The organism is Bacillus sp. C1 (genome assembly GCF_054570475.1).
Genome location: NZ_JBTMZT010000003.1, coordinates 225,918 through 239,578, shown reverse-complemented (window position 1 = coordinate 239,578; position 13,661 = coordinate 225,918). Strand labels below are relative to the sequence as shown.

The 13,661-nt window shown below is 33.6% G+C and carries 16 protein-coding genes; 14 read left to right on the top strand and 2 right to left on the bottom strand.

Annotation, left to right across the window (positions count from 1 at the left end):
* The first annotated feature begins 57 nt into the window (after positions 1-57).
* The 3 genes from ACX5JI_RS12180 to ACX5JI_RS12170 are packed head-to-tail and all read left to right on the top strand — an operon-like array spanning position 58 to position 3,012.
* Positions 58-1,239: a NupC/NupG family nucleoside CNT transporter gene (locus ACX5JI_RS12180; protein ID WP_459501302.1), complete on the top strand. Its 1,182-nt coding sequence runs from the start codon at positions 58-60 to the stop codon at positions 1,237-1,239.
* 36 nt (positions 1,240-1,275) lie between these two features.
* Positions 1,276-2,577, top strand: coding sequence for a pyrimidine-nucleoside phosphorylase (locus ACX5JI_RS12175; RefSeq protein WP_459501301.1), 1,302 nt, complete (start codon positions 1,276-1,278; stop codon positions 2,575-2,577).
* Between the two features lie 39 nt (positions 2,578-2,616).
* Complete coding sequence (locus ACX5JI_RS12170) at positions 2,617-3,012, top strand: cytidine deaminase (protein ID WP_459501300.1); 396 nt, start codon at positions 2,617-2,619, stop codon at positions 3,010-3,012.
* A 150-nt stretch (positions 3,013-3,162) separates the two neighbouring features.
* On the opposite strand, the gene ACX5JI_RS12165 is transcribed toward ACX5JI_RS12170, so the two are convergent.
* Entirely contained in the window at positions 3,163-3,393 is a 231-nt protein-coding gene (locus ACX5JI_RS12165) for a DUF896 domain-containing protein (RefSeq protein WP_459501299.1), read from the bottom strand.
* Positions 3,394-3,900: 507 nt separating this feature from the next.
* Here ACX5JI_RS12165 and ACX5JI_RS12160 point away from each other — a divergent pair.
* The 6 genes from ACX5JI_RS12160 to ACX5JI_RS12135 all read left to right on the top strand — a co-directional run bounded on the left by ACX5JI_RS12160 (position 3,901) and on the right by ACX5JI_RS12135 (position 8,507).
* Positions 3,901-4,806 (top strand): LysR family transcriptional regulator, encoded by a 906-nt coding sequence (locus ACX5JI_RS12160; RefSeq protein ID WP_459501298.1) that lies wholly within the window; start codon positions 3,901-3,903, stop codon positions 4,804-4,806.
* A 43-nt stretch (positions 4,807-4,849) separates the two neighbouring features.
* Positions 4,850-5,683 (top strand): YitT family protein, encoded by an 834-nt coding sequence (locus ACX5JI_RS12155; RefSeq protein ID WP_459501297.1) that lies wholly within the window; start codon positions 4,850-4,852, stop codon positions 5,681-5,683.
* A 273-nt stretch (positions 5,684-5,956) separates the two neighbouring features.
* The gene (locus ACX5JI_RS12150; protein WP_459501596.1) at positions 5,957-7,036 is read left to right on the top strand and encodes a glycosyltransferase; all 1,080 of its coding nucleotides are present in this window, start codon (positions 5,957-5,959) and stop codon (positions 7,034-7,036) included.
* A gap of 74 nt (positions 7,037-7,110) precedes the next feature.
* A complete protein-coding gene (locus ACX5JI_RS12145) occupies positions 7,111-7,425 on the top strand; it encodes an alpha-helical endospore appendage domain-containing protein (protein WP_459501296.1) in 315 nt (104 codons plus the stop codon).
* 225 nt (positions 7,426-7,650) lie between these two features.
* Positions 7,651-7,965: an alpha-helical endospore appendage domain-containing protein gene (locus ACX5JI_RS12140; protein WP_459501295.1), complete on the top strand. Its 315-nt coding sequence runs from the start codon at positions 7,651-7,653 to the stop codon at positions 7,963-7,965.
* 227 nt (positions 7,966-8,192) lie between these two features.
* Positions 8,193-8,507, top strand: coding sequence for an alpha-helical endospore appendage domain-containing protein (locus ACX5JI_RS12135; RefSeq protein WP_459501295.1), 315 nt, complete (start codon positions 8,193-8,195; stop codon positions 8,505-8,507).
* A gap of 310 nt (positions 8,508-8,817) precedes the next feature.
* Here ACX5JI_RS12135 and ACX5JI_RS12130 read toward each other — a convergent pair whose 3' ends face one another.
* On the bottom strand, positions 8,818-9,369 hold the full coding sequence (locus tag ACX5JI_RS12130) for a hypothetical protein (RefSeq protein WP_459501294.1): 552 nt from the start codon (positions 9,367-9,369) through the stop codon (positions 8,818-8,820).
* Positions 9,370-9,583: 214 nt separating this feature from the next.
* On the opposite strand from ACX5JI_RS12130, the gene ACX5JI_RS12125 reads away from it, so the two are divergent.
* The 5 genes from ACX5JI_RS12125 to ACX5JI_RS12105 all read left to right on the top strand — a co-directional run bounded on the left by ACX5JI_RS12125 (position 9,584) and on the right by ACX5JI_RS12105 (position 13,660).
* Positions 9,584-9,937: an alpha-helical endospore appendage domain-containing protein gene (locus ACX5JI_RS12125; protein WP_459501293.1), complete on the top strand. Its 354-nt coding sequence runs from the start codon at positions 9,584-9,586 to the stop codon at positions 9,935-9,937.
* Between the two features lie 106 nt (positions 9,938-10,043).
* Positions 10,044-10,295, top strand: coding sequence for an alpha-helical endospore appendage domain-containing protein (locus ACX5JI_RS12120; protein ID WP_459501292.1), 252 nt, complete (start codon positions 10,044-10,046; stop codon positions 10,293-10,295).
* 5 nt (positions 10,296-10,300) lie between these two features.
* Positions 10,301-10,693, top strand: a complete 393-nt coding sequence (locus ACX5JI_RS12115) for a hypothetical protein (protein ID WP_459501291.1) — start codon at positions 10,301-10,303, stop codon at positions 10,691-10,693.
* A gap of 282 nt (positions 10,694-10,975) precedes the next feature.
* Positions 10,976-11,251 (top strand): metal-sensing transcriptional repressor, encoded by a 276-nt coding sequence (locus tag ACX5JI_RS12110; protein WP_459501595.1) that lies wholly within the window; start codon positions 10,976-10,978, stop codon positions 11,249-11,251.
* A 12-nt stretch (positions 11,252-11,263) separates the two neighbouring features.
* Complete coding sequence (locus ACX5JI_RS12105; protein WP_459501290.1) at positions 11,264-13,660, top strand: heavy metal translocating P-type ATPase; 2,397 nt, start codon at positions 11,264-11,266, stop codon at positions 13,658-13,660.
* Position 13,661: the final 1 nt, after the last annotated feature.

The window sequence follows — 13,661 nt, the reverse complement described above, 5'->3', positions numbered from 1 at the left end:
TATTACTTTAATAATTGAAAAATATGTAAGCGGATACGAAAAAGGAGGGAGAATGTTATGAAATATGTAATCGGTATCATAGGCTTGATTATTGTGTTAGGTATTGCATGGCTTGCTAGTAATAATAGAAGAAAAGTGAAATATCGCCCTATTATAACGATGATTGTGCTTCAGTTTATTTTAGGTTTCTTACTATTAAATACGAGCATCGGGAACGTATTAATTGCTGGGATTGCAGATGGTTTTGGGCAATTGTTAAAGTATGCTGGTGATGGTGTTAATTTCGTATTTGGTGGTTTAGTAAATCAAAAAGAATTTTCGTTCTTTTTAGGGGTATTAATGCCAATTGTTTTCATATCAGCTTTAATCGGTATTCTGCAGCATATTAAAGTATTACCGTTCATTGTGAAATATATCGGTTTAGCTTTAAGTAAAATAAATGGAATGGGGAAACTTGAATCGTATAATGCAGTAGCTTCAGCCATTTTAGGACAATCAGAAGTGTTTATTTCTGTTAAGAAGCAACTCGGTTTACTATCGGAAAGAAGATTATATACATTGTGCGCATCTGCAATGTCAACAGTTTCTATGTCAATTGTTGGATCATACATGGTGTTATTAAAACCGCAGTATGTTGTAACCGCTTTAGTACTTAACTTATTTGGCGGATTTATTATCGCTTCGATCATTAATCCATATGAGGTTACTGAAGAAGAAGATATGTTAGAAGTACAAGAGGAAGAGAAAAAGACCTTTTTCGAAGTATTAGGGGAGTATATAATTGATGGCTTTAAAGTTGCTATTACAGTAGCGGCTATGTTAATTGGATTTGTTGCTTTAATTGCTTTCATTAATGCGGTGTTTAAAGGCGTAATTGGTATCTCATTCCAAGAAATTCTTGGCTATGTATTTGCGCCGTTTGCATTTATTATGGGGGTTCCTTGGCATGAAGCTGTTAACGCAGGTAACATCATGGCAACAAAACTTGTATCAAATGAATTTGTGGCAATGACAGATTTAGCACAAGGGAACTTTAATTTCTCTGGAAGAACAACAGCTATTATATCCGTGTTCCTTGTTTCATTTGCGAACTTCTCTTCAATTGGAATTATTGCAGGGGCTGTTAAGAGCTTAAATGAAAAACAAGGGAATGTAGTAGCAAGATTCGGTTTGAAATTACTTTTCGGTGCAACGTTAGTAAGTTTCTTATCAGCAACGATTGTTGGTTTAATATATTAAAAATTTCATAGAATATAAAAAGGAATGGTGATTAAGATGAGAATGGTAGATATTATTGCGAAAAAACGTGACGGAAAAGAATTAACAACAGAGGAGATTCAGTTCTTTATTACAGGGTATACAGATGGATCAATACCTGACTATCAAGTGAGTGCACTGGCAATGGCTATCTTTTTCAAAGACATGTCTGACCGTGAACGTGCTGATTTAACGATGGCTATGGTGAATTCTGGAGAAACAATTGATTTATCAGAGATTGCAGGCGTTAAAGTAGATAAACATTCAACTGGTGGTGTTGGTGATACAACAACATTAGTTTTAGGACCATTAGTAGCGGCTTTAGATGTACCGGTTGCAAAAATGTCTGGTCGTGGTTTAGGTCATACAGGTGGTACGATTGATAAATTAGAAGCGGTAGAAGGCTTCCATGTTGAAATTACGAAAGAACAATTCATTGATTTAGTGAATCGTGATAAGGTAGCGGTTATTGGACAAACAGGAAATTTAACACCTGCTGATAAAAAAATATATGCACTACGTGATGTTACGGGAACAGTGAATTCAATTCCGTTAATTGCAAGTTCAATTATGAGTAAAAAAATTGCAGCTGGTGCCGATGCAATCGTTCTTGATGTTAAGACAGGTGCAGGGGCATTTATGAAAACAGAAGAAGATGCAAAAGAATTAGCACATGCGATGGTTCGAATTGGAAATAATGTTGGACGTCAAACGATGGCTGTTATTTCAGATATGTCACAACCTCTTGGTTTTGCGATTGGTAATGCTCTTGAAGTAAAAGAAGCAATTGATACGCTAAAAGGAGAAGGACCAGAGGATTTAACGGAATTGGTTCTTGTGTTAGGTAGTCAAATGGTTGTGCTAGGTAAAAAAGCAAATACATTAGAAGAAGCACGTGAAATGTTAATAGAAGTTATGAAGAACGGAAAAGCGATTGAGAAATTCAAAGAGTTTTTAAGTAATCAAGGCGGAGATAGCTCGATTGTAGATCATCCAGAAAAATTACCACAAGCCAAATATGTAATTGATGTGCCAGCCAAAGTTTCAGGTGTAGTCTCTAACATTGTGGCAGATGAAATTGGTATTGCAGCAATGCTTCTAGGAGCAGGTCGTGCAACAAAAGAAGATGAAATTGATTTGGCTGTTGGTTTAATGTTACGCAAAAAAGTTGGTGAAGCTGTAAAAGAGGGAGAAGCACTTGTTACGATTTATGCAAATCGTGAAAATGTGGAAGATGTAAAAGCAAAAATTTATGAAAACATTTCTGTAGCAGAAAAGGCTGAAACGCCTAAATTAATTCATACAATTATAACTGATTAATTACTCATAAGATTAAATTGACTTTGAGGGGGAAATAACATGGATAAAAAAAGATACATTGAAGAAGCAACAAAGATGTTAGAGAAAGCTTATATTCCATATTCTAAATTTCCTGTTGGTGCAGCATTAGTTACGAAAGAAGGAAAAATCTATACAGGTTGTAATATAGAAAATGCTTCTTACGGTTTATGTAATTGTGCTGAGAGAACAGCAATCTTCAAGGCAGTATCAGAAGGGGAACGAGAGTTTTGCTATTTAGTGATTACAGGTAAAACAGATGGACCGATTTCACCATGCGGTGCTTGTAGACAAGTTATCGCAGAATTTTGTGAACCTAAAATGCCGGTGTTATTGACAAATCAAAAAGGTGATGAGAAAGAAGTGACGGTCGAACAATTATTGCCAGGTGCTTTTACAATAGCGGATTTATCTTGAGTGTAAAAGTATTTTAAATTATGACGTTATAAGAATTAGAGATAATGAGATGACATGCTAAAAAGAGCCAGGATTTCTAAATATAGAAATTTGGCTCTTTTTATGTTGCTGTTATTTTGTGAAATTGTTTGTTTAAATTAATTGTAGACTTCATTTTTTAAGGTTCATACGATTTTGTGCATACTGTAAAGCAGGTGGAGTAACGTTTTCTCCGCTAGGATCTACAATTGTTGTATTTAATAAAATGGAATCTAAACTCCCGCGAAATTCTCTCATATAGCTTTGTCTTAACATTTGTTGTTCATGCTTTTCCAGTTCTTTTAGTCCTGAAGTTCTTTCTTTTTTTGCTAGTTCATTAATGCGAAATAATATATCTTTCATTTTCTTCACCTCTTTTTAATAACTATAAATTAGCAGCTTACTAAATTATAGTTATTTTAATATTTCTTTTCGATTATGTCAATGGTTGTAAATGAAAAAGGCATCCTTTTCTCAAAGAAGGGTGTCTAATTGTACTATATTAGGTATATCCATCATTTTTATTAATGATTTCTATTAAAATAATTCATTTTCTTTATTTATATTCTAAATATATAATAGCGATTAGGTGAGTGCAAAGAAACGGATATGTAGTGCGTGATTAGGATAGAGTAATGAAAATTTTTAGATGATTTATTAAATTAGAAATATGAAAGGCTATGATTACAGGTAACTCATTTCATGAGAAGGATACTTTTTATTTGTGTTTCATTCAATAATGGACTGCAGTTTTGCTTAAGAAGAAAATAATATAACTAACATATTTGTTTTTTTTCATTATTATGGATGTACGATTATAATAAGAAAAACATCAAGAAATTATAGGGTAGTACAACAGGAGGAGTAAGTATGGAGCTGCGCCATTTGAAAACTTTTATTATTGTAGCAGAAAGCGGCGGTTTTACACGGGCTGGGGAACGACTTGGATATACGCAATCGACAATCACTAATCATATTCGATCATTAGAAGAAGAGATTGGGAGTCCGTTATTTGACCGTCTTGGCAAAAAGGTAATTTTAACTGAGGTAGGAGAGCATATGCTTTCTTATGCACATAAAATATTAGAATTGTCAAATGAAGCATTGGAATCATCTCAAATGAACGGAAAATCGTCAGGAACAATACGTATTGGAGCGAATGAGTCTTTAATGATTTATCGATTACCTGCTGTTTTATATGAATTTAAAAGGAAGTATCCGCAAGTACATATCATTTTACAACCATCAGAGAGTCAAGAATTGCATAATGAATTAAAATCAGGGAAATTTGATTTTGCTTTATTTACACATCCGGAACAACTTGGTGCAGACATCGTTACTCATTCTCTTGTTCAAGAGAAGATTGTACTGATTGCTCCGCCGAAACATCCCTTAACAAAAAAAGTGAGCGTTAGTCCTGCTGATTTAGAAGGCGAAATGTTGTTGCTCACAGAGCCAGGGAGCTATCGAGATTTGCTAGAAAGACGGATTAAAGAAGATGGAATTAATTGTTCTCATATTCATTTTTGGAGTATTGAAGCGATTAAGCAAACGGTCATGTGTGGGCTAGGAATATCTTATTTACCGTTTATAACGGTTAAAGAAGAGGTTGAGCAAGGGAAGTTAAGTGTACTGCCATGGACGTATAGTGAAGATTTCGTTACAACTGAATTAGCATACCATAAAAGTAAATGGTTAACTCCTGCAATGAAGAAATTAATTGAAATGATAGAAAAGCATGCAGCGAAATGGAATTCGTTTCATTCTTTGCGATGAAATTAGGCTGAAAAATATATTGCGGTAGATAGGGGGAAAAGTAATGAACGAAAGAGTAAAAGAAATAGCACTTGTTGTCATTGGATCATTGTTGTTTGCGATTGGAATTAACTTTTTTGCGATTCCAAATCGATTATCTGAAGGTGGAATTATTGGACTTACAGTGATTACATATTATTTGTTTGAATGGTCACCTGGCACTGTAAATCTTTTAATAAATGCGGCGTTACTTGCGATTGGGTATAAATTTTTTGACAGAAAAACAATGATATATACAATACTTGGTATAGTCTCTTCATCTTTCTTTTTATATATTACAGAAGATATTGCGACGCCAGTAAATCATGATACGTTATTAGCAGCTCTTTTCGCGGGTGTTTTCGTTGGCGTTGGCTTAGGCTTTATGTTCCGTGCAGGTGGTACATCAGGTGGATCGGCAATTATAGCAAGGTTAGCAAACCAGTATTGGGGATGGAGCGTTGGAAAAGGCGTATTCATTATTGATATCGTAGTTATTGCGGGATCAGTATTTATTATTGGACAGGAAAAGGCTATGTATACGCTTGTAGCTGTATTTGTAGGAGCTAAAGTGATTGATTTCATTGTAGAGGGATTAAATACAAAGACTGCCGTTACCATTATTTCAAACTACCCAGATATGATTCGAGAATCAATTATGAAACATATGACGCGTGGTGTAACTGTATTAGAAGGACGAGGGGGTTACACAGGAGATAATAAAGAAGTATTATATATTGTTATCAATAAACAAGAGCTCGTTCACTTAAAGAAAGTTGTGAGTCAAAAGGATGAACAGGCATTTGTTGTGATCCACGATGTCCGTGATGTGTTAGGTGGTGGTTTTAAAGCGAGTTAAAGGGGAGAATTACTTAAAAACTTTGAACGTGATGCACATATGAAAACATAAGAACCACTTATTTTTTCACATATTTTAGGTGATCGTTATGTGGTGCTACTGAGCATAAAAAAATTTAATATGCCTCTAAAAAGAAAGTTGTGTTTTAAGAATACATCTTTCTTTTTTTATTAAAATCGTTATGTTTTAATACTTCCTAACATAAAGTCATTATGAATATACGTATGATAAAAGGAGGCATTTTCATTGAAGGACCCGACTATCTCTTTATGTATGATTGTGAAAGACGAGGAGAGACATATTTTAACTTGTCTAGAAAGTGTGAAAGACATCATCGATGAAATCATTATTGTTGATACAGGATCTACGGATAAGACGGTGGAAATTTGCCAAACATTTAATGCGAAAGTTTTCCATTTTAAATGGAATAACAGCTTTGCAGAGGCTAGGAATTTTGGTTTAGAACAGGCAACAGGAGATTGGATATTATGGTTAGATGCTGATGAAGAAATGGATTTGAAGGATGGAAAAACACTCAAAAACCTTCTAAAGGAATTGAAAGATGAGAAAGTGGTTTCCATTCATTTAATTAATTACATTGGTAAAGAGAAAGATATCAATAATACATTCCGCATTGCACATACTCGTTTATTTAAAAATTATGAAGGTATTAAGTTTAAATATAATATACATGAGACATTAAATGTAGAAGATATTTTAGAAGAAACGAAAGAGATTAAAATGATGCCAGTAAAAGTATATCATTACGGATACTTGGACTCTGAAGTGCTTCGAAAAAAGAAAACCCTTCGTAATTTAACTTTATTAAAAGAAGAATTAAAAATAGAAAATCATAGTCCTTGGATAGAGTATCATATTGCTAGTGAGTATTATAAGGAAGAAAAATACGAAGAGGCATTTGAGTATGTTAATAAATCCATCGTAAATTTTATAAACAATAAGCAATTGCCTCCCTCCTACTTATATAAATTAAAATATTCAATACTTATAAATTTGGGGAGCATTGAAGGAGCTTGGCCTGGCATAAATTCTGCAATTACTTTATATCCTGATTATGTCGATTTACACTTTTTTAAAGGGGTTATATTATTTTTGAAAGAACAATACAATGAGGCTATATCAACTTTTGAACATTGTATTAAGATGGGAGATGGAAATTTAGACCACCTCACTTTATATGGTGTAGGTGGACATTTATCTTTGTTTTATAAGGGAACTTGTTTAGAAAAAATGAATGATTTAGAAGGTGCTAAAATGGCATATGAAGCAGCTATTTCGTTAGTTCCAAATTATGCTCCTGCTGCGGAAGCTCTAAAAAAATTAAAGATATAAATGGATAGGCTCTAAAGTTTGTCGAGAAACATATAGTGTACAGAAGTAAAAAAAACAGTGAAAGGGTGTTGAAGATGTCACAAGCGAATATCCCTAATATTACCCCAATGATATCAATTACTGCTGGGCAGTCGGTATCGTTAATTTTGGCTTCTATTGCACTTGAAGAATTGGCATTAGCTCATATCATTAATAGTGAGGCGGAAAAAATTCAATTTATATTAGGAACACTAGATACAGGTGTTACCCCTCCACCAGCAACGTTATCAGATTTACTTACAATAAATAATAGTGTGCGCCAAACGTTACAAGCAGCGATTAAGCAAGAAATGCTTCTACAATTTAAATTAGAAAATGTATTGGATGTAATTGAGGGAACACAACCATAACTTAAAAACGATTGAGTCCCCCTATTTGGCTGTCTCCTAGAGGCGCGAATAGGGGGATTTATTATGAAAAAAGAAAGGGTTATTAATTCGTATAAGAAGTAATAGTAATTGGCAATGCAAAGCAAATGAAGCCTAAAAAAATAAAGGTAGAGATGGATAAGCTCTAAAGTTTGTCGAGAAACATATAGTGTACAGAAATAAAAAAACAGTGAAAGGGTGTTGAAGATGTCACAAGCGAATATCCCTAATATTACCCCACTAATATCAATTACTACGGGGCAGTCAGTATCATTAATTTTGGCTTCTATCGCACTTGAAGAATTAGCATTAGCTCATATCATTAATAGTGAGGCAGAAAAGATTCAATTTATATTAGGAACACTAGATACAGGTGTTACCCCTCCACCAGCAACGTTATCAGATTTACTTACAATAAATAATAGTGTGCGCCAAACGTTACAAGCAGCGATTAAGCAAGAAATGCTTCTACAATTTAAATTAGAAAATGTATTAGATGTAATTGAGGGAACGCAACCATAACTTAAAAACGATTGAGTCCCCCTATTTGGCTGTCTCCTAGAGGTAGCTAATAGGGGGATTTATTACGAAAATAAGAAAGCGTTATCAAGTGGTATAAGAAGTAATAGCAACTGGCAATGCAAAGCAAATGAAGCCTAAAAAAATAAAGGTAGAGATGGATAAGCTCTAAAATTTGTCGAGAAACATATAGTGTACAGAAGTAAAAAAACAGTGAAAGGGTGTTGAAGATGTCACAAGCGAATATCCCTAATATTACCCCACTAATATCAATTACTACGGGACAGTCGGTATCGTTAATTTTGGCTTCTATTGCACTTGAAGAATTGGCATTAGCTCATATCATTAATAGTGAGGCAGAAAAGATTCAATTTATATTAGGAACACTAGATACAGGTGTTACCCCTCCACCAGCAACGTTATCAGATTTACTTACAATAAATAATAGTGTGCGCCAAACGTTACAAGCAGCGATTAAGCAAGAAATGCTTCTACAATTTAAATTGGAAAATGTATTGGATGTAATTGAGGGAACACAACCATAACTTAAAAACGATTGAGTCCCCCTATTTCGATGTCTCTTTGTAGACATAAAATAGGGGGATTTATTATAAACATAAGTATAAGAAGTAATAGCAATTGCCAATGCAACATGATTAGGTATAATCATAGTCCGAATTTACTGTACAGATGGATACAAGCTTTCTAAGAGGATAAGGGATGGGGCGTTAGGAATTGGCTTCAACAGCTAAAGTATAAGTGAGGAAGAGGATATATGAAACATTAGGGGAATGATCTGAAAATACGATATAAGTATCCATTTTAAAGAGGATTACTTATATCGTATTCGATCTTTTACAATGTTCTTTTGTTTCGCTTAGCATTAGAGATTTTTCGTTTTTTAGTTCTTTTACGTTTGGATGATTTTAATGAATTCGAGCTTTTTATTGCGTTTACAGTATTTTGTAAATGAGTCGAGACAGTGTGTTGCTTTTCATTCGTGTATTTATCTTCCGAAACTTCATAATCAATTTTATTTTTTTTGTGTTTGGATGATTGAAACAAATCCAAGCTTTTTATTGAGTTTATAGTATTTTGAATATGGCATGGGAAAGTATGTTGATCTTCACTCACATGTTTATCTGATAACATCGAATTTACAGAACTTTGTAAATTATTCAGGGCAGTGTGTTGCTCTTCATTTGTGTATTTATTTTCCAAAACCTCATAATTAATTATTTCATCTTTGGTATGTTGATCTGTATTCATGTATTTATTTTCCAAAATCTTATAATCAAGCATTTTATTTTTTGTATGTGGAGAAGTTTTATCACTACCTGTAAAGGCACACGAATCGTTTTTAACGCTGTGGTTTCCGAAAATTAAATTATCCCAGAAATTATTCATGTCAGTATGCTCCTAACTTTGATTATAGATATTAAGCCTAATAATAAGGTATTCAACATTTTTTTTGACGTGCTTATTTACTGAAGGATTCCGATAAATCTATACGTTTTCGAGTGGGGGGATAAGCAAACTGGATTATTATTTATTAATTTTTGATTTTTAAGTTTTATGTTTAGCGAGCTTGTAATATATATGTGTTAAAGGAGGGATCAATATGTCTTTGCCTAATATTCCTGATATACAGCCGAACATAACATTGACGAGAGATGAAGTTATCAATTTACTCTTATCGTCTATTGCGATGGAGGAAATAGGACTTTCACATTTATTAAATGCTGAGGCGGAAAAAATTCAAAAAATAATCGGTAAAAACTGCTTGTCTGTTAAAGAAGCAATTATAACCCAAGAGAGTGTAGAGAAAATATTAAGGAACATTATTAAAACACAAATGTTATTACAATTTAAACTAGAGGATGTACTCAAAATACCATCAATGGACTGCTGTGATGGCGATTGTGACTGTGACTGTGATTGTGACGATGACTGTGACTGTGACTGTCATTGCTAAGGTTCTAAAAATTTAAGAAGGGGAGTGCTTCAAATATATGTACCAAGTCATAAATAAAAAGAAAACAGGTACATAAAACGAATAAGAAAGGAGAAAACTTTAAACAATGGAATATAATACCGAATTATTAACGAGTTGGATCGAGAGTATGTTGCAAAGAGAAATAGCATTTAATAAGTTGTTAGAAATTGAAGTGGATATGGTCAATTCTTTATTAGACGTTGAAAATCAAATGAATGATATTTTAGATTTCCAAAATACAGTTGTTAGTTCAATGGATTGTATTTGTAATTCGAATACTATGCTTGTTAATGCTTTTGAATCAATAATTTATAAATATCATTTAATGCGGGAATGATTAGTATGAATATAAAGAAATTATACTCTGAAATAGAGAAACAAAATTTCTATATTGAACAACTCGTTATAAAATGTATTGAATTAATAGAAACAAAAAAAAACAAAGATGTACCGTTTCAAAAAACAGTAATGTTTGAATATCAATTAGTTTTACTGTCGAGTGTATTGGTAAATAAAACAAATGTAATGAAAAGAAAAGCAGCTCTATGCGTTACCGTAATGAATATTTTGAACATAACGGATAATAGTATAATGAATACAATAAAATCATCAATATCTTCTCATGTACTTACTGATTTGAAAAATATTGAATTCTATAATCATTTATGTGGTAAACAATTTAATGAAAATATAAAACAATTGGAATCAATTTTATTTGAAGATGTCCAAATATGAAAACTTGAATTTTATAGTTGCCAAAAATAAACTAGATACTAAAATGTATCTGGTTTATTTTTATTAATTGGAATGCTTCTAATAGAAATGCTACATTTGAATAAACTATATTGTTGTTCTGAATAAAATACATACAAGCAAGTCTGAAAAGCATTCGAAAATAGGATCATATCCAGTTGCAATTTATACCCCTTACCCGTATAATGTATACAAAGGATGATGATTACGATAACCGAGGTGATATTGGTGGAGCATTGTGAAGGTAATGAAACAAATCCAAAAATGGTTCCTCGAACAGAAGAGGAAATTCAAAATGTTATAAAACGTTTAAAGCGTATTGAAGGGCAAGTACGTGGTGTTCAAAAAATGGTGGAAGATAATCGTTACTGTGTTGATATTTTAATTCAAATTTCAGCAATACAAGCAGCTTTAAATAAGGTAGGTTTTTCTTTATTAGAACGTCATACAAAACATTGTGTAGCAAAAGCAATTCATGAAGGGAATGGAGAAGAGTCTATCCAAGAATTAATGAATGTTATTAAACAGTTTTCAAAATAGGAGGGGTATAGAGTGGATAAACAAAAACATGTTACGCTTGGCGTTACAGGAATGACATGCGCAGCTTGTGCAACCCGGATTGAAAAAGTACTAAATAAAATGGATGGAGTAGAAGCGAATGTAAATTTAGCTATGGAAAAAGCAAGTGTCAAATATGATCCATCACAACAAGAAATTTCGAATATAAAAAATAAAATTGAAAAATTAGGCTATAACGTAGCAGAGGAAAAAATTACTTTAGATATTGAAGGAATGACATGTGCAGCTTGTGCAACCCGAATTGAAAAGGTATTAAACAAAATGGAAGGGATTTCGAATGCAACTGTTAATTTGGCCACAAACAGCGCAGTTGTTGAATATAATGAAAGTTTAATTTCTGCAGAAAATATGTTAGAAAAAATCAAGAAGACAGGGTATAAGGGACAAATACGTAGTGAGGATGTAGATCGTTCAGAAAGAACAGAAAAGGTGATTAAGGGGAAAAAGCGTCAACTTATCATTTCTATTATTTTGTCCCTACCTTTACTCTATACAATGATTGGACATATGCCATTTGATACGGGGCTACCAATGCCACATATTTTAATGAATCCATGGTTTCAACTTCTACTAGCAACGCCGGTTCAATTTTATATTGGTGGTCATTTCTATGTAGGTGCTTATCGTGCTCTTAGAAACAAAAGTGCGAATATGGATGTACTAGTTGCTTTAGGAACATCAGCTGCTTACTTTTATAGCTTCTATGAAGCATTGAAAACATTAGGAAATACAAACTACAGTCCGGATCTCTATTTTGAAACAAGTGCAGTTCTTATTACATTAATTCTAGTTGGAAAGTATTTTGAAACATTAGCAAAAGGGCGTACAACAGAAGCAATTTCTAAATTGTTAAGTTTACAGGCTAAAGATGCCCTTGTTGTGCGTGATGGTCAAGAAATACGCGTACCACTTGAAGAAGTAGTAATTGGAGATACAATTATTGTAAAGCCAGGTGAAAAAATACCTGTGGATGGTATTGTAATCTCAGGAATATCTTCCGTTGATGAATCTATGATTACTGGAGAATCTATTCCAGTTGATAAAAAAGAAGGAGACGCTGTTATCGGTGCTACTATTAATGCAAATGGTATTCTGAATATTAGGGCCGAAAAGGTTGGCAAAGATACAGCTTTAGCAGGCATTATTAAGATTGTTGAAGAAGCTCAAGGCTCTAAAGCACCTATCCAGAGATTAGCAGACATCATTTCAGGTATTTTTGTTCCAATTGTTGTCGCGATTGCTTTTACTGCTTTTATTGTATGGTATTTCTTTATTACACCGGGAGATTTACCAAAAGCACTGGAAGTTGGAATTGCAATCCTTGTAATTGCTTGTCCGTGTGCGTTAGGTTTAGCTACACCAACTTCTATTATGGTTGGTACAGGAAAAGGAGCAGAGAAAGGTATTCTCTTTAAAGGAGGTGAATTTTTAGAAGGAACGCATAAAATTAATGCTGTGTTACTTGATAAAACAGGAACAGTAACAAAAGGGAAACCGGAAGTTACTGATGTGTTAGAATTTGAAGAAGATATGCTCGGTTATGCTATTTCAGCTGAAAGTGCCTCTGAACATCCATTAGCACATGCCATCGTTGAATACGGAAAGAAAAATGAAATTAGATTGAAAGATTTACAACAGTTTTCAGCCATTCCAGGTCATGGTATTGAAGCAAATATTGAAGACAAAAAGGTCCTTGTTGGAACACGTAAATTAATGAATGAACAATTTGTAGAAATATCGCAGCATGAAGAAGTTATGAAAGAATTAGAATATCAAGGAAAAACGGCGATGCTTGTCGCGATTGATGGCAAACTTGCTGGAATTATTGCTGTAGCTGATACAGTAAAAGAAAGTTCGAAGTTTGCGATTCAAACATTAAAAGAACTAGGCATTGAAGTATACATGGTAACGGGGGATAATAAACGTACAGCTGAAGCGATTGCAAAGCTAGTTAATGTTGATCATGTATATGCAGAGGTATTACCAGAAGATAAAGCTAACATTGTAGATGATTTACAAAAACAAGGAAAACGAGTAGCAATGGTGGGAGACGGTATTAATGATGCACCAGCTCTTGCGAAAGCTGATATTGGTATGGCGATTGGGACCGGGGCAGATGTAGCGATTGAAACGGCGGATGTTACTTTAGTTGGCGGTGATTTGTCACACATACCAAAAGCGATTGAATTAAGCCGTAAGACAATGAAAAATATTCGTCAAAATTTATTTTGGGCATTATTCTATAATGCAATTGGGATCCCTGTAGCTGCTGCTGGATTATTAGAACCTTGGGTAGCAGGGGCAGCGATGGCATTTAGCTCAGTATCTGTTGTTACGAACGCGCTTCGCTTGAAACGTGTCAAAATATAAA